Origin of the sequence: Streptomyces sp. NPDC050703, assembly GCF_040654435.1 — a bacterium.
In the GTDB taxonomy this organism is placed as follows: domain Bacteria; phylum Actinomycetota; class Actinomycetes; order Streptomycetales; family Streptomycetaceae; genus Streptomyces.
On record NZ_JBFAHX010000001.1, the window covers coordinates 95,229 to 114,691 of the forward strand.

Below are 19,463 nucleotides of genomic sequence, written 5' to 3' on the forward strand. Positions count from 1 at the left end.
TAATTTCCATGACAGACGCACTCAAGCGCCTCTCCGAAGAAGGCGTCGCGATCTGGCTGGACGACCTGTCGCGCAAGCGGATCACGTCCGGCAACCTCGCCGAGCTGATCGACCAGCAGCACGTCGTGGGCGTCACCACCAACCCCTCGATCTTCCAGAAGGCCATCTCGCAGGGCGACGGTTACGACCAGCAGCTCTCCGACCTCGCGGCCCGTGAGGTCACCGTCGAGGAGGCCATCCGGATGATCACGACGGCGGACGTCCGTGACGCCGCCGACATCCTGCGCCCCGTGTTCGACGCGACGGGCGGCCAGGACGGCCGCGTGTCGATCGAGGTCGACCCGCGCCTGGCGCACAACACCAAGGCCACGACCGCCGAGGCCAAGCAGCTCGCCTGGCTGGTGGACCGGCCGAACGCGCTCATCAAGATCCCGGCCACCGAGGCGGGCATCCCGGCGATCACCGAGGTCATCGGCCTCGGCATCAGCGTCAACGTCACGCTGATCTTCTCGCTGGAGCGCTACCGCAAGGTCATGGACGCGTACCTGGCGGGCCTGGAGAAGGCCAAGGAGCGCGGCCTGGACCTCTCCAAGATCCACTCGGTGGCGTCCTTCTTCGTGTCCCGCGTGGACACCGAGATCGACAAGCGCCTCGACGGCATCGGCACGGACGAGGCCAAGGCCCTCAAGGGCAAGGCCGCGCTCGCCAACGCCCGTCTGGCCTACGAGGCGTACGAGGAGGTCTTCTCCTCCGACCGCTGGGCCGCGCTCGACAAGGCGCAGGCCAACAAGCAGCGTCCGCTGTGGGCCTCGACCGGCGTGAAGGACCCGGCGTACAAGGACACCCTGTACGTCGACGAGCTGGTCGCGCCCAACACGGTGAACACCATGCCGGAGGCGACCCTGGAAGCCACCGGCGACCACGGGAACATCACCGGCAACACCATCGCGGGCACCTACGACCAGGCGCGCGCCGAGATCGCCGCGGTGGAGAAGCTCGGCATCTCGTACGACGAGGTCGTGCAGTTGCTCGAAGACGAGGGCGTCGAGAAGTTCGAGGCCTCCTGGACCGACCTGCTCAAGTCGACCGAGGCCGAGCTGAAGCGCCTCGCTCCTTCGAAGGGCTGACCCACTTTGTCAAGCAGCAATCCGCTGCGTGACGCCGCAGACCGACGGCTCCCGCGTATCGCGGGGCCGTCGGGCCTGGTCATTTTTGGCGTCACGGGCGATTTGTCCCGTAAAAAGTTGATGCCCGCTGTCTACGACCTCGCCAACCGTGGTCTGCTGCCGCCGGGCTTCTCGCTCATCGGCTTCGCCCGCCGCGACTGGGAGGACGAGGACTTCGCCCAGGTCGTCCACGACGCGGTCAAGCAGCACTCGCGTACGCCGTTCCGCGAGGAGGTCTGGCAGCAGCTCATCCAGGGGATGCGCTTCGTCCAGGGCAACTTCGACGACGACGAGGCGTTCGAGCAGCTCAAGGCCACCATCCAGGAGCTGGACAAGGCGCAGGGCACGGGCGGCAACTTCGCCTTCTACCTCTCGGTGCCCCCGAAGTTCTTCCCGCAGGTCGTCCAGCAGCTCAAGAAGCACGACCTCGCCGACGCGCCGCAGGGCGCCTGGCGCCGCGCGGTCATCGAGAAGCCGTTCGGCCACGACCTGGCCTCCGCCCGTGAGCTGAACGCGATCGTGCACGAGGTGTTCGCCCCGGACCAGGTGTTCCGGATCGACCACTACCTCGGCAAGGAGACCGTCCAGAACATCCTGGCGCTCCGCTTCGCCAACCAGATGTTCGAGCCGATCTGGAACCGGTCGTACGTGGACCACATCCAGATCACGATGGCCGAGGACATCGGCATCGGTGGCCGCGCCGGCTACTACGACGGCATCGGCGCCGCCCGCGACGTCATCCAGAACCACCTGCTCCAGCTCATGGCGCTGACCGCGATGGAGGAGCCCGCCTCCTTCGACGCGGACGCCCTGGTCGCCGAGAAGGCGAAGGTCCTCGGCGCCGTCCGGCTGCCCAAGGACCTCGGCAGGGACACGGTCCGCGGCCAGTACGCGGCCGGGTGGCAGGGCGGCGAGAAGGCCGTCGGCTACCTCCAGGAAGAGGGCATCGACCCCAAGTCGAAGACCGACACCTACGCGGCCGTCAAGCTGGAGGTGGACAACCGCCGCTGGGCGGGCGTCCCCTTCTACCTGCGCACGGGCAAGCGCCTCGGCCGACGCGTCACCGAGATCGCGGTCGTCTTCCAGCGCGCCCCCCACTCCCCCTTCGACCACACGGCGACCGAGGAGCTCGGGCACAACGCGATCGTCATCCGCGTCCAGCCCGACGAGGGCATCACGGTCCGCTTCGGCTCCAAGGTGCCCGGCACCTCCATGGAGATCCGGGACGTGTCGATGGACTTCGCGTACGGCGAGTCCTTCACCGAGTCGAGCCCCGAGGCGTACGAGCGCCTGATCCTGGACGTCCTGCTCGGCGACGCCAACCTCTTCCCGCGCACGGAGGAGGTCGAGCTGTCCTGGAACATCCTCGACCCGATCGAGGAGTACTGGGACAAGCACGGCAAGCCCGCGCAGTACCCGGCAGGCACCTGGGGCCCGACCGAGGCGGACGAAATGCTCGCACGAGACGGACGGAGCTGGCGTCGGCCATGAAGATCGACCTTACGGACACCACGTCCAGCAAGATCAACAAGGCGCTCGTGCAGGGCCGCCGCGCGATCGGCACACCGGCCGTCGGCATGGTCCTCACCCTCGTCATCGTCACCGACGAGGAGAACGCCTACGACTCCCTGAAGGCCGCCAACGACGCGTCGCGCGAGCACCCCTCGCGGACCCTCGTGGTCATCAAGCGCGCCGCGCGCTCGCCCCGGGACCGCACCACCTCGCGCCTGGACGCCGAGGTCCGCGTCGGCGTCGAGGCGGGCACCGGCGAGACGGTGGTCCTGCGGCTCTACGGCGAGGTCATCGACCACGCCCAGTCGGTCGTGCTGCCGCTGCTCCTTCCCGACGCCCCCGTGGTCGTCTGGTGGCCGGTGAACGCCCCGCTCGACCCCGCCAAGGACCCGCTCGGCGCCCTGGCGCAGCGGCGCGTCACGGACACCTACGCCGCCGAGGACCCCATCGCGGAGCTGACCGCGCGCGCCGCGGCCTACCACCCCGGCGACACGGACCTGTCCTGGACCCGCATCACGCCGTGGCGCTCGATGCTGGCCGCCGCCCTGGACCAGATCGCCTGCAAGGTGCAGTCGGTGCAGGTCGACGGCGAGGAGTTCAACCCGAGCTGCGAGCTGCTCGCCATGTGGCTCGCGGACCGTCTCGACGTCCCCGTGAAGCGCGCGCTCTCGCCGGGCCCCGGCCTGACCGGGGTGCGGATGGAGACCGACTGCGGTCCGATCGTGCTCGACCGGGCCGACGGCTCGCTCGCCACGCTCCACATCGAGGGCCAGCCCAACCGCGCGGTGGCGCTCAAGCGCCGGGAGACGGCCGAGCTGATCGCCGAGGAGCTGCGCCGCCTCGACCCGGACGACACCTACGCCTCCGCGCTGAGGTACGGCGTGGAGCGCCTCGGCGAGCCGGCGGCGCCCGTGACGGAGACGGCGCCGGACAAGGGCGCCGCGCCGGAGCAGGACGCCGACCAGGCGGCCGGGGAGAAGAAGGCCCCGGCGAAGAAGGCCGCCGCCAAGAAGGCGGCGGCCAAGTGAGCGCTCCGCGGCTCGTCGTCCACCGCGACAAGGAGCTGATGGCCGCCGCCACCGCGGCCCGTCTCCTCACGAGGATCGTCGACGCGCAGTCCGCCAGGGGCCACGCGTCGGTGGTCCTCACCGGTGGCCGCAACGGCAACGGCCTGCTCGCGGCCCTCGGTTCGTCCCCCGCGCGGGACGCCGTCGACTGGTCGCGGCTCGACCTGTGGTGGGGCGACGAGCGGTTCCTGCCCGACGGCGACCCGGAGCGCAACCACACCCAGGCGCGCGAGGCCCTGCTCGACGCGGTGCCACTCGACCCGGCCCGGGTGCACCCGATGCCGGCGTCCGACGGCCCCTACGAGGCGGATGCCGCGGCCGAGGTCTACGCCGCGGAGCTCGCCGCGGCGGCGGGCCCCGACGACCACGGTTCGGTGCCGACCTTCGACGTCCTGATGCTCGGCGTCGGCCCCGACACCCACGTCGCCTCGCTCTTCCCCGGGCTCCCCGCGGTGCGTGAGACGGAGCGCATGGTCGTCGGCGTGCACGACGCGCCGAAGCCCCCGCCGACCCGCATCTCGCTCACGCTCCCGGCGATCCGGGCCGCGCGCGAGGTGTGGCTGCTCGCGGCGGGCGAGGACAAGGCGGAGGCCGCGGCCACCGCCCTGTCCGGGGCGGACGAGGTGCGGGCCCCCGCGGCCGGCGCCCGCGGCCGTTCGGCCACGCTGTGGCTGCTCGACGAGGCGGCGGCCTCGAAGCTCCCGGACGGGCTGCGCTAGCCGTCCCCTGCATACGAGAAGGGCCCCGCACCGGTCGGTGCGGGGCCCTTACGCGTGGGCGAGAGCGGCTCGGCGGTAGCTGCTGCCGTCCTGTTCGCGGAGGAGGAGACCGGCGATGACGCAGTACCTCCGCAGTGCGGCGGTGTCGTCGTGCACCGTACGGAAGGCGTCGTTGACCTCGCCCTCGCTGTAGACGCGGTCGGAGTCGAAGAGGGTGTCCGTGAGGTGGACGAGGAGTTCGTGGCGTACGACGGGGCGCACGGGGATGGCGGTCAGGCGGCCGTGCGAGAAGAAGCCGGTCAGGCGGCGCGGCACGGTGGGGTGGGCGTCCACGGGGCCGGGCACGCGCCGGAAGACGGCGGGGTCGGCCCGCAGCGACCCGTCCGGCAGGCGCTCCACGAGCCCGGTGGCGAGGAGCCTGCCCAGGTGCTTGCGGGCCGCGGGGGAATCCGCCTCGCGCGGCGGAAGGTCGTCCAGGACGATGCGCGCGTACAGCCTCAGTCTCTCGGGGTCGGCGAGTGCGGCGTGCAGCTGGTCCATGCGGGGTCCCTCCCGGCGGGTGACAGAGCTGAAGCAGTGTCACCCGCCGGGCCGGACGCCCGCATCCCATTAACAGCCGATCCGGCTCAACGGCCCCGCAGGTCGCGGTACTTGGCGACCAGGGCCGTGGTCGAGCCGTCCAGGTCCGGCACCTCGGCGCCCTCGGTCAGCGCGGGCTCGACGCGCTTGGCGAGGACCTTGCCGAGCTCGACGCCCCACTGGTCGAAGGAGTCGATGTTCCACACGGCGCCCTGGACGAAGACCTTGTGCTCGTAGAGCGCGATGAGCTGGCCGAGGACCGAGGGGGTCAGCTCCTTGGCGAGGATCGTCGTGGTCGGGTGGTTGCCCTTGAACGTCTTGTGCGGGACCAGCTCCTCGGCCACGCCCTCGGCGCGCACCTCGTCGGGGGTCTTGCCGAACGCCAGCGCCTGGGTCTGCGCGAAGAAGTTGGCCATCAGCAGGTCGTGCTGGGCGGCGAGGCCGGGGGCCAGCTCGGCGACCGGCTGCGCGAAGCCGATGAAGTCCGCGGGGATCAGCTTCGTGCCCTGGTGGATGAGCTGGTAGTAGGCGTGCTGGCCGTTGGTCCCCGGGGTGCCCCAGACGACCGGGCCCGTCTGCCAGTCGACCTCCTTGCCGTCGCGCCCGACGTACTTGCCGTTGGACTCCATGTCCAGCTGCTGGAGGTAGGCGGTGAACTTGGAGAGGTAGTGCGAGTACGGCAGGACCGCGTGCGACTGCGCGTCGTGGAAGTTGCCGTACCAGACGCCGAGGAGGCCGAGCAGGAGCGGCACGTTGGACTCGGGGGGCGCCGCGCGGAAGTGCTTGTCGACGAGGTGGAAGCCGTCGAGCATCTCGCGGAAGCGGTCGGGGCCGATGGCGATCATCAGCGAGAGGCCGATCGCCGAGTCGAAGGAGTAGCGCCCGCCGACCCAGTCCCAGAACTCGAACATGTTGTCCGTGTCGATGCCGAAGTCCGCGACCTTCCCGGCATTGGTCGACAGGGCGACGAAGTGCTTGGCGACGGCGTCCGGCGAGGCCTTCAGCTCGCCGAGCAGCCACTCGCGCGCGGAGGTGGCGTTGGTGATCGTCTCGATGGTCGTGAACGTCTTCGAGGCGATGATGAACAGCGTCTCGGCGGCGTCCAGGTCCCGCACGGCCTCGTGCAGGTCCGCGCCGTCCACGTTCGACACGAAGCGGACGGTGAGGTCGCGGTCGGTGAAGGAGCGCAGCGCCTCGTACGCCATGGCGGGGCCGAGGTCGGAGCCGCCGATGCCGACGTTGACGATGTTCTTGATGCGCTTGCCGGTGTGGCCGGTCCACTCCCCCGAGCGGATCTTCTCCGAGAAGGCGCTCATCTTGTCGAGGACGGCGTGCACCTCGGGCACCACGTTCTCGCCGTCGACGCGGACGACCGTGTCGCTCGGGGCCCGCAGCGCGGTGTGCAGGACGGCGCGGTCCTCGGTGGTGTTGATCTTCTCGCCGCGGAACATGGCGTCCCGAAGCCCGAAGACGTCCGTGGCGGCGGCCAGCTCGCGCAGCAGGCGCAGCGTCTCGTCGGTGACGAGGTGCTTGGAGTAGTCGATGTGCAGGTCGCCGACCTGGAGCGTGTACGACGTGCCGCGCGCCGGATCGGCGGCGAACAGCTCACGCAGCTGCACCTCCCCGAGCTGCTCGCGGTGGGCGGCGAGCGCCGTCCACTCGGGCGTCTGATTGAGCCTGGCGCGGCTTTCTGCGTTCATCTCGGACTTCAGCCTTCTCTCGTACCTGCGTACGTACCTTGCCCCGCTGCGTTTCCCAACCTAATCGATCAGCGGGCGGTTTGAGATATCTGAAGCCGTCTGTCCGCACACGTACCGAAACAGGAAACCGGCCGGACACCTTTCCGGTGCCCGGCCGGCCGCCAAGTCTCAGATCTCGCCCCGCAGTTTGGCGAGCGCCTCCGCGAGGATCGCCTCGCCGTCCGCGTCGCTGCGCCGCTCACGCACATACGCCAGATGCGTCTTGTACGGCTCGGTGCGCGGCGGGTCCGGCGGGTTGTCCCGGTCCTGGCCCGCCGGGAAGCCGCAGCGGGGGCAGTCCCAGGTGTCGGGGACCTGCGCGTCGCTGGCGAAGCTGGGCTGTGTCTCGTGTCCGTTGGAGCACCAGAAGGAGATGCGCAGTCGCGGCGCGGACTCACCGCGCTCGGCCTCGCCCATCGGCCCCGCCCCGACCCGACTTCCTCGGATCGCGTTGCCACTTGCCACGGTCGTAACTCCCTGCGTGATGGTGCTGCTGCGGGCGCCTCAGTTTACGTAAGGCCCAACGCGCGTCCAGTGTGCGGAGTTACACCCCCACCCCCGACGCAAGCCCCATGATAAGCCGCGTGGGCGGGCGTGCACCGGACAAGCGAGCAGTGCCTGGCGTCAGTTGTTCGCCTTCATCAGCAGACCCAGCGCGACAATGCACGCGAACCACAGCAGACCGACCACGACCGTGATGCGGTCGAGGTTGCGCTCGGCGACGGAGGAGCCGCCGACGGACGACTGCATGCCGCCGCCGAACATGTCGGAGAGACCGCCGCCCTTGCCCTTGTGCATCAGCACGAGCAGCATCATCAGAGCGCTGAAGACGATCAGGGCGATCGAGAACCCCATAACCACGGCTGGACCAACTTCCTCGGTCTGAATCGACTCTGTGTCCCTGAATCGACTCTCTGTCGACGACGGGGGCCGGCGCCTCGTATGCGAAGCCGCCCGGCCCCCGCAAGGGTACGACGTATTGCCGCTACGGCATACTCACTGCTCGCCGAAGCGGACGATCTTGACGAACTCCTCCGGGTCCAGCGCCGCTCCGCCCACCAGGGCACCGTCGACGTCGGGCTGCGCCATGATGTCGGCGACGTTCTTCGCCTTGACGGAGCCGCCGTACTGGATGCGCACCTTGTCGGCGAGCTCCTGCGAGTACAGCTCGGCGAGTCGGCCGCGGATCGCGCCGCAGACCTCCTGCGCGTCCTCGGGGGTGGCGACCTCGCCGGTGCCGATCGCCCAGACGGGCTCGTAGGCGATGACGATGGTCTCGGCCTGCTCGGCGGGGACGTCCTTCAGGCCGCCGTCGAGCTGGTTCAGCGTGTACTGGACCTGCTGCCCGGCCTTGCGGATGTCCAGGCCCTCGCCGACGCAGAGGATCGGGGTGAGGCCGTGCTTGAACGCGGCCTTGACCTTGGCGTTGCAGACCTCGTCGGTCTCGTTGTGGTACTGGCGGCGCTCGGAGTGGCCCACGGCGACGTAGGTGCACTTCAGCTTGGCCAGCATCGGGCCCGAGATCTCGCCGGTGTAGGCGCCGGAGTCCTGCGCCGAGATGTCCTGGGCGCCGTACTTGATCTTGAGCTTGTCGCCGTCGACCAGCGTCTGCACGGAGCGCAGGTCGGTGAAGGGCGGCAGGACGGCGACCTCGCAGGCCTCGTAGTCCTTGTCCGCCAGGGCGAAGGCGAGCTTCTGCACGTGGGCGATGGCCTCAAGGTGGTTGAGGTTCATCTTCCAGTTGCCCGCCATCAGCGGGGTGCGCGTAGTCATCAGGTGTCAGTTCTCCAGTGCCGCGAGGCCGGGGAGCGTCTTGCCCTCCAGGTATTCGAGGGAGGCGCCACCACCGGTGGAAATGTGGCCGAATGCGTTCTCGTCGAAGCCCAGCGTCCGCACGGCCGCGGCGCTGTCGCCGCCGCCGACGACCGTGAAGGCCGGGGAGTCGAGGAGCGCCTGGGCGACCGCCTTGGTGCCCTCGGCGTAGTCGGGGTGCTCGAAGACGCCCATCGGGCCGTTCCAGAAGACGGTGGCCGCGTCGGAGAGCTTCGAGGCGTAGAGCTTACGGGTCTCGGGGCCGATGTCGAGACCCTCCTGGTCGGCCGGGATGGCGTCCGCGGCGACCGTCGTGGGGTTGGCCGGCGCCTTGGTCTTCAGGTCGGGGAAGTCCGGCGAGACCAGGACGTCGACGGGGAGGACGAACTCGACGCCCTTGTCCTCGGCGCGCTTGAGGTACTCCTTCACCGCCGGGATCTGGTCCTCCTGGAGGAGGGAGATGCCGACCTCGTGGCCCTGGGCCTTGAGGAAGGTGTACGCCATGCCGCCGCCGATGAGGATGCGGTCGGCACGCTCCAGGAGGTGGTCGATCACGCCGAGCTTGTCGGAGACCTTGGCGCCGCCGAGCGCCACGGCGTAGGGCCGCTTGACGTCGTCGGTGAGCTTCTTCAGGACGCCGACCTCGGTGGCAATGAGGTACCCGGCGTAGTGCGGCAGGCGGGCCGGCAGGTCGAAGACGGAGGCGTGCTTGCGGTGCACGGCGCCGAAGCCGTCGCCCACGTAGACGTCGGCGAGGGCGGCGAGCCGGTCGGCGAACTCGCCGCGCTCGGCGTCGTCCTTGGCGGTCTCGCCCGCGTTGAAGCGGAGGTTCTCGATGACGGCGACCTGGCCGGGCTGGAGCCCGTCCACCGCGTCGTGCGCGGCCGGGCCGACGGTGTCCTGCGCGAAGGCGACCGGCGCGCCGAGGAGTTCGCCGAGCCGCTCGGCGGCGGGCAGCAGCGAGAAGGCGGGGTCCGGGGCGCCCTTGGGGCGGCCGAGGTGCGAGGCCACGACGACCTTGGCGCCCGCGTCGGCGAGGGCCTTGACCGTCGGCAGGACGGCGCGGATGCGGCCGTCGTCGGTGATGGTGCCGTCGGCGAGCGGCACGTTGAGGTCGGCGCGGACGAAGACCCGCTTGCCTTCGACCCCTTCGGCGAGAAGTGCGTCGATCGTCTTCACTACTGTGGACTCCTTGGGAGGGCTGACGGCTGACGTGCAACAGGGCCCGTCCTGCGCATCATCGCGCGGGACGAACCCTGTGCTCACATCGAGGTGCCTGCTCTGGCTGTCAGAGCTGACCGCCGACGAAGACCGTGAGGTCGACCAGGCGGTTGGAGTAGCCCCATTCGTTGTCGTACCAGCCGAGGATCTTCACCGACGTACCCTCCTGGACCATGGTCATCAGGGAGTCGAAGGTGCAGGATGCCGGGTCGCTGACGATGTCCGAGGACACGATCGGGTCCTCGGTGTAGTACAGGATGCCCTTGAGGTCGCCGTCCTCGGCGGCCTTCTTGAACGCGGCGTTGACCTCGTCCTTGGTGACCTCGCGGGAGACCTCGACGACCAGGTCGGTGGCGGAACCGGTCGGGACCGGGACGCGCATCGAGACGCCGTCGAGCTTGCCCTTGAGCTGCGGCAGGACCAGGGCGGTGGCCTTCGCGGCACCCGTCGTGGTGGGGATGATGTTCTCGGCGGCGGCACGCGCGCGACGCAGGTCCTTGTGCGGGAAGTCAAGGATGCGCTGGTCGTTGGTGTACGCGTGAATGGTCGTCATCAGGCCCTTGACGACGCCGAAGTTCTCGTCGAGAACCTTCGCCATCGGCGCCACGCAGTTGGTGGTGCAGGACGCGTTGGAGATGACGTGGTGGTTCGCCGGGTCGTACTTGTCCTGGTTGACGCCCATCACGATGGTGATGTCCTCGTCCTTGGCCGGAGCCGAGATGAGGACCTTCTTGGCGCCGCCGGCGATGTGCTTCTCGGCGTCCGCCTTCTTCGTGAAGATGCCCGTGGACTCGATCACGATGTCGACGCCCAGCTCGCCCCACGGGATGTCGGCGGGGTTGCGCTCGGACAGCACCTTGATGGTGTGGCCGTCGACGGTGATGGTGTCCTCGGTGTGCGACACCTCGGCCTTGAGGCGGCCCAGGATGGTGTCGTACTTGAGCAGGTGCGCGGTGGTCGCGGTGTCACCCAGGTCGTTGACAGCCACGACTTCGATGTCCGCACCCTGCTGGAGCAGCGCGCGGAAGTAGTTGCGACCGATGCGGCCAAAGCCGTTGATGCCTACGCGGATCGTCACGAAACCGATCTCCTCGTTGGTACGCCGGTTTTAGACGCCGGCGAGTTGTATGGGATGTCCCCGACCGCCTCCGACCCTACCTCTCGGAAGCCTCTGAGGTGACATCGAGAGGGGCTGTAAGCGGCACAGAAGCCCGTACCCCTGAGTAGGGGTACGGGCCACTGGGTCCTTGGTCCCGATTACGGAGCGTCAGCCGCGCAGATGTGCCAGGGCAGCGCCCATAAGAGCGGCCCTGTCGGCCTTTCCGGGTACGTGCTCGAACCCGAAGCCGAGCAGCACGCTGTCACGCGCTGTGACGGCCGCGTGGGGCCGGTAGAGCTCCCCGGTGCGCGCCCAGTCGCCTGTGATATTGGGGCTCCCGGCCGGGGCGGGCGCGACGGTCCAGGAGCCGAGCGAGGACTCGAACCCCTCCGTCTCGGTGGCGGTGCCGCCGACGACCAGTCGGGCGTTGTCCGCGAAGAGGCCGCGGCCACCGGACGAGGGGTCGGTGACGGCGCTCAGGGAGACCTCGACCTTCTTGCCCGCGTAGGCGCTCAGGTCGAAGGCGACGGGCTTGAATCCGTTGGAGGAGCCCGTGAAGCTGTTCCACTGCCCGCTGGTCCCGGAGGCCGTGCACGCGTCGGCGCCCTGGGTCAGGTAGTGGCGCAGGAACGGGTGGAGGCTGAGCAGGAACCCGGCATCGCACTCGGCGGGCACGGCCGCCGAGGAGTTGCCGTTCTTGTCGGGCAGCGTGGTCCAGTCGTCGCCGCCCGCGGTGCGCGCTTCGAGCACCCCGTGGTCGTACCCGCTCTCCAGGTTCCAGTTGAGGGCGAACCGCAGCTCGGGCGCGTCGGCGGCCGTGACGCCGGTCAGGTCGAGGGTGCGGGTGAGCCGCTTGTAGTCCTGGTCGGCGTGGGTCGCGGAGGCCATGCCCTGGCCCTCGAAGGGCGCGTACGGGTTGGTCAGCCCGGGGTAGGAGCCGGCCGCGGCGCTCCTGAACTGCGGGAACTCCTTGACCGGCAGGTTGTCGGAGGTGACGGTGAAGCGGCCTGCCTTGTCGAGCGGGTTGCCCTCGGCCGCCGCGAGCGGGGTCTTCGCCCCGGCGAGCGCGCCCGCGCCGTCGAAGCCGCTCACACCGGGCGCGGAGAGCCGCTCGTACGCCCCGAGGTAGTACTGCGCGAAGTCGTCGGTGAGCGCTTCGCCCAGGTCGACGTTGCCGCCGGTGCGCTCACCGGACTCGATGAGCTTGCCGCCCTCGTTGAGGTAGGAGCGCAGGGCGAGCTGGGTGGGCGCGCCGGGGACGGGGTCGCCGGTGTAGTGGACGACGGCGGAGAAGTGCGACAGGACGCCGAGCGGGTGCGGGACCCCCTGCTTCGCGACGTCCCAGACGGCGGCCGAGCGGCCGGCCGCCCTCACCGCGTCGACGTACTTCTGCGTCTGTGTGGCCGTCGCGCCCTCCTCGGCGACGACGAGCGTGTTCGCCTTCGGGCGTTCGGCGACGGTGTACGTGTAGTGCTCGCTCTGGGTGCGGCCCTTCTTGGTGCGGCCGGTGAACCAGACCTCCACCTTGTCGCCGACGCGCGCGTCCTCGATCTCGGCGCGGTACTCGTCGAAGTGGAGGTTGTCCTCGCCGCCGTACGTCTCGCCGCCCTTCCAGGCCCGGAGGTCCTCGTCGTGCGTCCGGCCGCCGTTGATCCGGTAGTTCAGCTCCTTGTCGCGCACCGACTTGCGGGCGGTGACGGCGACCTCCTGGTCGCCTCCGCGCGCGTACGACGTGGTGAAGGAGTCGGCGGTGAAGTCCGGGGCCTCGATGCCGGTGACGGAGACCGGCCGGTCGGGATGGAGCGCCGTCTCGGCGACGGCGAGCGCGAACGGGACGTTCTTGGCGAACTCCTGCTGGATCAGCTTCTCGTCGTCCGGGAAGGTGAAGATCGAGGCGCAGTCCTCGGGCTTCCACGCGTCACCGGGGTCCACGTTCGACGCGGTCTGGCAGGTGGACATCTCCGGGGTGAACATCGACATGCCGTTGATGTTGCCCGCGTGGCCGTTGGCCTCGCCGTTGGTGGTGTACAGCTCGGAGGAGACCTGCGGGTGGTAGCCGGGGACCGCGGGCTTCTCCGGGGTGCCGTTCAGCGCCCGGTAGAGCACGTCGTCCGGGGTCGGCGTGGCGACCTGCCAGCCCACTCCGTAGAGGAGCAGTTCGGCCGCGGAGTGGTAGTTGATGCCGTACGTGAAGCCGATGCGCTTCTGGAAGCGGTCGAGCGCCTTGGTCTCGGGCTCGGACATCGGGCCCGCGCCGCGGTAGGTCTCGGAGGAGGGCTCCGGGGACGAGCCCTCGTTGTCGTAGCCCCACTTGTAGGCGAAGTTCCTGTTGAGGTCGACGCCGTCGCCGGGGGCGGTCCTGCCGTCGCCGTTGATGTCCCGCAGGTTCTTGCGCCACTGGCGGTTCCCGGCGGCGGCGTGGGTGTAGTCGTAGCCGTCGGGGTTGGCGGAGAGCACGAACCACAGCTCGGTGGAGTTCACGAGCTTGGTGATGCGCTTGTCCTTGCCGTAGTTGTCCAGGTAGTGGTGCAGCAGGCGGCGGGTCATCTCGGGGGTGATCCACTCGCGCGCGTGCTGGTTGGACATGTAGAGCGTGGACGGCTTGGAGCCGTCCTCGGACTTCCTGGCGTTCTTGGTGAGCTTCAGGGCGAGGATGTCCTTGCCCTGGAGGGTCTTGCCGATGGAGACGACCTTGGTGATGCCGGGGTGGGCCTGCCCGGTCCTGACGATCTCCTCCTTGAGGCCGCCCTTGCCGCTGTAGGGGCGGTAGACGCCGTCCCCCGCGGCCCTGACCCGCTTCTCGGCCGCCGCGGAGACCTGGTGCTCCCTGAGTTCGACGCCTCGGCGCTCGACGGCCTCGGCCTGGGCCTCGGTCAGGTACAGCTCGACGCGTCCCGTGCCCTTGTCGGGTGCCTGTCCGGCGAGTTCGTGGGCGTCCTGGCCCGCCTCGACGAGGATCGGGATCTGCTTCTTGGTGACGTCTGCCCGGTAGACCTTGACGGCCGCCGGGTCGTCGGCGTCCGCGGTCGCGGCGGGTCCGCTCGCCTGGGCCTGCGGTGCGGCGGCGAGACCGCCTATGAGCAGTGCGCTCGCGGCGAGGATCGATCTCGCGCTCGCTCTTCGTCTCATGAGCCCCCCTTGCGGTTGTCCGGCACCGGTGTGCCGGATGCCAGGCTCGTGACAGTGCATGATCAAGTCAATACAGCGGGTGAAGGCGAGTGGCACGGGAAACGGAAGCCGCCGGTGCACTCATGGGGCACCGGCGGCTTCCGTGTCCTGCGGGGCACAGGGGGCGGGAGCCGGCCGGGCGGCTCAGACCGCCATGTTGTCGGCGAGGTCGTCGGCCAGGTTGGACTCCGTGCCCGGGATGCCCAGGTCCTGGGCCCGCTTGTCGGCCATCGCGAGCAGCCGGCGGATACGGCCCGCCACGGCGTCCTTGGTCAGCGGCGGGTCGGCGAGCGCGCCGAGCTCCTCCAGGGAGGCCTGCTTGTGCTCCATGCGCAGCCGGCCCGCGGCGGCCAGGTGCTCGGGCACCTCGTCGGCGAGGATCTCCAGGGCGCGCTGCACCCGGGCGCCCGCGGCGACGGCCGCGCGGGCCGAGCGGCGCAGGTTCGCGTCGTCGAAGTTGGCCAGGCGGTTGGCGGTGGCGCGCACCTCGCGCCGCATCCGCCGCTCCTCCCAGGCGAGGACCGACTCGTGCGCCCCGAGGCGGGTGAGCAGCGCGCCGATCGCGTCCCCGTCCCGCACGACGACCCGGTCCACGCCCCGCACCTCGCGCGCCTTGCCGGCGATCTGGAGTCTGCGCGCCGCGCCGACCAGGGCGAGGGCGGCCTCCGGACCCGGGCACGTCACCTCCAGGGAGGAGGAGCGTCCGGGCTCGGTGAGCGAGCCGTGCGCGAGGAACGCCCCGCGCCAGGCCGCCTCGGCGTCGCAGGTGGCCCCCGAGACCACCTGTGGCGGCAGCCCCCGGATCGGCCGGCCGCGGCCGTCCACGAGACCCGTCTGGCGGGCGAGCTGATCGCCGCCCGCGACCACCCGGACGACGTAACGCGAACCGCGCCGCAGACCGCCGGGGGCCATCACGATCAGTTCCGAGCTGTGTCCGAAGATCTCCAGGATGTCCCGCTTCAGGCGTCGTGCCGCCATCGCGGTGTCCAGCTCCGCCTCGATCACGATGCGGCCGCTCACCAGGTGCAGGCCGCCCGCGAACCGCAGGATCGCCGAGACCTCCGCCTTCCTGCAGCAGGTCCGGGTGACGGGGAGCCGGGAGATCTCGTCCTTCACCGCTGCCGTCATCGCCATGGGCCGATCCTTCCATGCATCCGAAAAATACGGTCGTACGCGGCTGCCAGGAGCTCCGGATCGTGCCTCGGAGTTCCGTCGGGCCGGGCCACCGGCGCCAGCTCGACCGTGGCGCCGAACCGCTTCGCGGCATCGGTGAGTGACTCACGGTCGGGCACGGCGGCCTCGTCGGCCAGCACCACGTCCAGGGCGAGTTTAGGGGCGTGTCGGGCCAAAACCTCCAAATGACGCTGCGGAGAGAACCCATCGGTTTCTCCCGGTTGCGGCGCGAGGTTGAGCGAGAGGACCCTGCGGGCCTTCGTCTCGGTGAGCGCGTCGAGCAGTTCGGGCACCAGGAGGTGCGGGATCACCGAGGAGAACCAGGAGCCGGGGCCGAGCACCACCCAGTCCGCGTCGAGGACGGCGGCGACCGCCTCGGGGACGGCCGGCGGGTCGTGCGGGACCACGTGCACGGACTGGACCTCGCCCGGGGTCAGCGCCACCGTGGCCTGGCCGCGGACGGTGTCCACGTCCTCGGGGCACGCCGGATCGTGGCCCTTGACCAGGGCCTGGAGCTCCAGCGGCACGGCCGACATGGGCAGGACGCGGCCCTGCGCGCCGAGCAGCCGGCCGACCAGGTCCAGGGCCTGGACGTGGTCGCCGAGCTGCTCCCACAGGGCGACGATCAGGAGGTTTCCGACCGCGTGTTCGTGCAGGTCGCCCTTGGACTGGAAGCGGTGCTGGATGACACGGGCCCAGGTCTGGCCCCAGTCGTCGTCGCCGCACAGCGCGGCGAGCGCCTTGCGCAGGTCACCGGGGGGCAGCACGCCCAGCTCGTCGCGGAGGCGGCCGCTGGAGCCGCCGTCGTCGGCGACCGTGACGACGGCGGTGAGGTCCCCGGCGCCGGTGATGCGGCGCAGCGCGGCGAGCGAGGCGGACAGGCCCATGCCCCCGCCGAGCGCGACCACCTTCGGCTGGGTGCCCCGCTTGCGGCCCAGACGGCTCAGGCGGACGGTCCGGCGGGTCGGCTTCACTCGCGCCCCATGTCCCGGTGGACGATGACGGTCTCCACGCCCTCGGACGCCAGGCGCGCCGCGAGCTTCTCCGACATGGCGACGGAGCGGTGCTTGCCGCCCGTGCAGCCGACCGCGATCGTCACGTACCGCTTGCCCTCGCGGCGGTAGCCCGCGGCGATGAGCTGGAGCATTTCCGCGTACCTGTCGAGGAACTCCTTGGCACCCGGCTGGTTGAAGACGTACGCAGCGACCTCTTCGTTCAGCCCGGTGTACTGCCGCAGCTCCGGGACCCAGTGGGGGTTGGGCAGGAAGCGCATGTCCACGACCAGGTCGGCGTCGACCGGCAGGCCGTACTTGAAGCCGAAGGACATCACGGTGGCCCGCAGCTCGGGCTCCTCCTCGCCCGCGAACGAGGCGTCCATCTTGGCGCGCAGCTCGTGCACGTTCAGGCTGGAGGTGTCGATGACCAGGTCGGCGTCGCCGCGCAGCTCGCGCAGCAGGTCGCGCTCGGCCGCGATGCCGTCGACGATGCGGCCGTCGCCCTGGAGGGGGTGCGGGCGGCGGACCGACTCGAAGCGGCGGACCAGGGCGTCGTCGGAGGACTCCAGGAAGACGATGCGCCGCGTGACGTTCTTGGACTCCAGCTCGGCCAGGGATTCGCGCAGGTTGTCGAAGAAGCGCCTGCCGCGGACGTCGACGACCACCGCGATGCGGGCCACGTTGCCCTGGGAGCGGGCGCCGAGCTCCACCATCGTGGGGATCAGCGCGGGCGGCAGGTTGTCGACGACGAACCAGCCGAGGTCCTCCAGGCACTTGGCCGCCGTGCTGCGCCCCGCGCCCGACATGCCGGAGATGATCACCAGCTCGGGGATCGCCGCTTCGGGCACTCCTGGCGTCTCGATGGGCGTTGCCGCGCTCACTTGCTCTCCACCTTCGTCGTGCTCGCTCATGTCGTGTGCCCCCGTCGATCCTCCGGGGAGCCCGTGGTCACGGGGGCCCCGCTGTCTTCGCTGTCTTCGCTGTGTTCGCTGTGTTCGCTGTGTTCGCTGTGTTCGCTGTGTTCAACGCTGGCCTGCCCGCCGGGCATGCCCTCGGCGGGGAGAACCTGATTCTCGGCCACCGGGGCGGCTTCCGCCGGCAGCTCCGTGGTCTCCGCGGGCTCCTCGTCCTCCAGGATCTCGCCGGTCGTCATGTTGACCGCGGGGGCCGGGGGCGCCGCCTGGGCGAGGGCCACCGCGATGGCCTCGGCGGTCTTGCGGCCCACGCCCGGGACCTCGCAGATCTGGTCGATCGTCGCCGCGCGGAGCCGCTTCACGGAGCCGAAGTGCTTGATCACCGTCCGCTTGCGGGCGTCGCCCAGGCCCCGCACCTCGTCCAGCGGTCCCGCCTTGAAGCGCTTGGCCCGCTTGGACCGCTGGTAGGTGATGGCGAAGCGGTGCGCCTCGTCGCGTACGCGCTGCAGGAGATAGAGCCCCTCGCTGGTGCGCGGCAGGATCACCGGGTCGTCCTCGTCCGGGACCCAGACCTCCTCCAGGCGCTTGGCGAGGCCGCAGACCGCGATGTCGTCGATGCCCAGCTCGTCGAGGGCCCGCTGGGCCGCGGCGACCTGCGGCCGGCCGCCGTCGACCACGACGAGCTGCGGCGGATACGCGAACCGCTTGGGCCGCCCGTCCTCCTCGGTCAGGCCCGGCACGGGGCCGTTCCCGCCGGCCGCTGCGTCCTCGGGGGTTCCGGCTGTTCCAGCGGTCCCGGCGGCATCCGCGTCCTCGGGGGACCACTCCCCCGTGCGCTCCTTGTCCGAGAGGTAGCGCTTGAAGCGGCGGGTGATCACCTCGTGCATGGAGCGGACGTCGTCCTGCCCCTCGAAGCCCTTGATCTGGAAGCGGCGGTACTCGCTCTTCCTGGCCAGGCCGTCCTCGAAGACCACCATCGACGCCACGACGTCGTCGCCCTGGAGGTGCGAGATGTCGTAGCACTCGATGCGCAGCGGGGCGCTGTCCAGCTCCAGGGCGGCGGCGATCTCCTCCAGGGCGCGGGAGCGGGTGGTGAGGTCGGAGGCGCGCTTGGTCTTGTGCAGGACGAGGGACTGCTGCGCGTTCCTCGCGACGGTCTCCATCAGGGCCTTCTTGTCGCCGCGCTGCGGGATGCGCAGCGAGACGTTGGCCCCGCGGCGCTCCGTGAGCCACTCCTGCACCGGCTCCACGGGGTCGGGCAGGGCGGGGACGAGCACCTCCTTGGGCACGCTGTCCCCGCTCTCCTCGCCGTAGAGCTGCTGGAGGGCGTGCTCGACGAGGTCGCCGCTGGTGACCGCCTCCACCTTGTCGGTGACCCAGCCGCGCTGGCCGCGCACCCGGCCGCCGCGGACGTGGAAGATCTGGACGGCCGCCTCAAGCTCGTCCTCGGCGAGGGCGATGAGGTCGGCGTCGGTGGCGTCGGCGAGGACGACGGCGCTCTTCTCCATCGCCTTCTTGAGCGCCTCTATGTCGTCGCGCAGCCGCGCCGCCTTCTCGTACTCCATGTCCTCCGCGGCGTCCGCCATCTGCCGTTCGAGGCGGCGGATGTACGTGCCGGTGCGGCCCGCCATGAAGTCGCAGAAGTCCTCGGCCAGCTCCCTGTGGGCCTCGGGGGTGACGCGCTCCACGCAGGGCGCCGAGCACTTGCCGATGTACCCGAGGAGGCAGGGGCGGCCGGTGCGGGCGGCGTTCTTGAACACCCCCGCGGAGCAGGTGCGGACCGGGAAGGCGCGCAGGAGCAGGTCCACGGTGTCGCGGATCGCCCAGGCGTGGCTGTACGGGCCGAAGTACCGCACGCCCTTCTTCTTGTGGCCGCGCATCACCTGCACGCGCGGGAACTGTTCGTTCAGCGTCACCGCGAGGTAGGGGTAGCTCTTGTCGTCGCGGTACTTGACGTTGAACCGGGGGTCGAACTCCTTGATCCAGGAGTACTCCAGCTGGAGCGCCTCGACCTCGTTGTTGACCACGGTCCACTCGACGGAGGCCGCCGTCGTGACCATGGAGCGCGTACGCGGATGGAGGCCCGCGAGGTCCTGGAAGTAGTTCGCCAGGCGCTGGCGCAGGCTCTTGGCCTTCCCGACATAGATCACCCTGCGGTGCTCGTCGCGGAATTTGTAGACCCCCGGGGCGTCGGGGATCTGTCCCGGCTGGGGGCGGTAGCTGGAAGGGTCGGCCATGACGGACAGCCTACTTGCGGGCACCGACAGTCCGGCCGCCCCGGGCCGCGGGCCGGGGCGGC

The 19,463-nt window shown here is 70.4% G+C and carries 16 protein-coding genes; 4 read left to right on the forward strand and 12 right to left on the reverse strand.

Annotated elements, in window-relative coordinates:
- Positions 1-8 precede the first annotated feature (8 nt).
- The 4 genes from tal to pgl are packed head-to-tail and all read left to right on the forward strand — an operon-like array spanning position 9 to position 4,464.
- Positions 9-1,127, forward strand: a complete 1,119-nt coding sequence (gene tal, locus AB0I16_RS00495) for a transaldolase (RefSeq protein WP_062776852.1) — start codon at positions 9-11, stop codon at positions 1,125-1,127.
- A 6-nt stretch (positions 1,128-1,133) separates the two neighbouring features.
- Positions 1,134-2,657: a glucose-6-phosphate dehydrogenase gene (zwf, locus tag AB0I16_RS00500; protein ID WP_363247064.1), complete on the forward strand. Its 1,524-nt coding sequence runs from the start codon at positions 1,134-1,136 to the stop codon at positions 2,655-2,657.
- Positions 2,654-3,706 (forward strand): glucose-6-phosphate dehydrogenase assembly protein OpcA, encoded by a 1,053-nt coding sequence (gene opcA, locus AB0I16_RS00505; RefSeq protein ID WP_363247065.1) that lies wholly within the window; start codon positions 2,654-2,656, stop codon positions 3,704-3,706. The genes zwf and opcA overlap by 4 nt, the downstream gene beginning before the upstream one ends.
- A complete protein-coding gene (gene pgl, locus AB0I16_RS00510) occupies positions 3,703-4,464 on the forward strand; it encodes a 6-phosphogluconolactonase (protein WP_363247066.1) in 762 nt (253 codons plus the stop codon). Before opcA ends, pgl begins: the two co-directional genes overlap by 4 nt.
- A 48-nt stretch (positions 4,465-4,512) precedes the next feature.
- Here pgl and AB0I16_RS00515 read toward each other — a convergent pair whose 3' ends face one another.
- The 12 genes from AB0I16_RS00515 to uvrC form a co-directional block, all read right to left on the reverse strand.
- Positions 4,513-4,797, reverse strand: a complete 285-nt coding sequence (locus tag AB0I16_RS00515; RefSeq protein WP_363247300.1) for a DUF2087 domain-containing protein — start codon at positions 4,795-4,797, stop codon at positions 4,513-4,515.
- 293 nt (positions 4,798-5,090) lie between these two features.
- Positions 5,091-6,743 (reverse strand): glucose-6-phosphate isomerase, encoded by a 1,653-nt coding sequence (gene pgi, locus AB0I16_RS00520; protein ID WP_363247067.1) that lies wholly within the window; start codon positions 6,741-6,743, stop codon positions 5,091-5,093.
- A gap of 168 nt (positions 6,744-6,911) precedes the next feature.
- On the reverse strand, positions 6,912-7,247 hold the full coding sequence (locus AB0I16_RS00525; protein WP_003957010.1) for an RNA polymerase-binding protein RbpA: 336 nt from the start codon (positions 7,245-7,247) through the stop codon (positions 6,912-6,914).
- Between the two features lie 159 nt (positions 7,248-7,406).
- Positions 7,407-7,637, reverse strand: coding sequence for a preprotein translocase subunit SecG (gene secG, locus AB0I16_RS00530; protein WP_030784160.1), 231 nt, complete (start codon positions 7,635-7,637; stop codon positions 7,407-7,409).
- 141 nt (positions 7,638-7,778) lie between these two features.
- Positions 7,779-8,555: a triose-phosphate isomerase gene (gene tpiA / locus AB0I16_RS00535; RefSeq protein ID WP_363247068.1), complete on the reverse strand. Its 777-nt coding sequence runs from the start codon at positions 8,553-8,555 to the stop codon at positions 7,779-7,781.
- Positions 8,556-8,561: 6 nt separating this feature from the next.
- A complete protein-coding gene (locus AB0I16_RS00540) occupies positions 8,562-9,773 on the reverse strand; it encodes a phosphoglycerate kinase (RefSeq protein WP_363247069.1) in 1,212 nt (403 codons plus the stop codon).
- A 109-nt stretch (positions 9,774-9,882) separates the two neighbouring features.
- Positions 9,883-10,893 carry a type I glyceraldehyde-3-phosphate dehydrogenase gene (gene gap, locus AB0I16_RS00545; RefSeq protein WP_062776840.1) on the reverse strand — a complete coding sequence of 337 codons (1,011 nt, stop codon included), beginning with the start codon at positions 10,891-10,893 and terminating at the stop codon, positions 9,883-9,885.
- Positions 10,894-11,082: 189 nt separating this feature from the next.
- Positions 11,083-14,043, reverse strand: a complete 2,961-nt coding sequence (locus AB0I16_RS00550) for a M14 family zinc carboxypeptidase (protein WP_363247070.1) — start codon at positions 14,041-14,043, stop codon at positions 11,083-11,085.
- A gap of 183 nt (positions 14,044-14,226) precedes the next feature.
- Complete coding sequence (whiA, locus tag AB0I16_RS00555; protein WP_062776836.1) at positions 14,227-15,216, reverse strand: DNA-binding protein WhiA; 990 nt, start codon at positions 15,214-15,216, stop codon at positions 14,227-14,229.
- Positions 15,207-16,229, reverse strand: a complete 1,023-nt coding sequence (yvcK, locus tag AB0I16_RS00560; RefSeq protein ID WP_363247071.1) for a uridine diphosphate-N-acetylglucosamine-binding protein YvcK — start codon at positions 16,227-16,229, stop codon at positions 15,207-15,209. Before yvcK ends, whiA begins: the two co-directional genes overlap by 10 nt.
- Entirely contained in the window at positions 16,226-17,161 is a 936-nt protein-coding gene (gene rapZ / locus AB0I16_RS00565; protein WP_363247072.1) for an RNase adapter RapZ, read from the reverse strand. The genes yvcK and rapZ overlap by 4 nt, the downstream gene beginning before the upstream one ends.
- On the reverse strand, positions 17,158-19,401 hold the full coding sequence (gene uvrC / locus AB0I16_RS00570; RefSeq protein WP_363247073.1) for an excinuclease ABC subunit UvrC: 2,244 nt from the start codon (positions 19,399-19,401) through the stop codon (positions 17,158-17,160). Before uvrC ends, rapZ begins: the two co-directional genes overlap by 4 nt.
- Between the last annotated feature and the right edge of the window lie 62 nt (positions 19,402-19,463).

What these genes read in the sequence shown, in the direction of transcription:
- tal (WP_062776852.1), top strand. Translation starts at nt 9, where the DNA reads ATGACAGACGCACTCAAGCGCCTCTCCGAAGAAGGCGTCGCGATCTGG.
- opcA (WP_363247065.1), top strand. Translation starts at nt 2,654, where the DNA reads ATGAAGATCGACCTTACGGACACCACGTCCAGCAAGATCAACAAGGCG.
- pgi (WP_363247067.1), bottom strand. Translation starts at nt 6,743, where the DNA reads ATGAACGCAGAAAGCCGCGCCAGGCTCAATCAGACGCCCGAGTGGACG.
- secG (WP_030784160.1), bottom strand. Translation starts at nt 7,637, where the DNA reads ATGGGGTTCTCGATCGCCCTGATCGTCTTCAGCGCTCTGATGATGCTG.
- tpiA (WP_363247068.1), bottom strand. Translation starts at nt 8,555, where the DNA reads ATGACTACGCGCACCCCGCTGATGGCGGGCAACTGGAAGATGAACCTC.
- AB0I16_RS00550 (WP_363247070.1), bottom strand. Translation starts at nt 14,043, where the DNA reads ATGAGACGAAGAGCGAGCGCGAGATCGATCCTCGCCGCGAGCGCACTG.
- whiA (WP_062776836.1), bottom strand. Translation starts at nt 15,216, where the DNA reads ATGGCGATGACGGCAGCGGTGAAGGACGAGATCTCCCGGCTCCCCGTC.
- rapZ (WP_363247072.1), bottom strand. Translation starts at nt 17,161, where the DNA reads ATGAGCGAGCACGACGAAGGTGGAGAGCAAGTGAGCGCGGCAACGCCC.
- uvrC (WP_363247073.1), bottom strand. Translation starts at nt 19,401, where the DNA reads ATGGCCGACCCTTCCAGCTACCGCCCCCAGCCGGGACAGATCCCCGAC.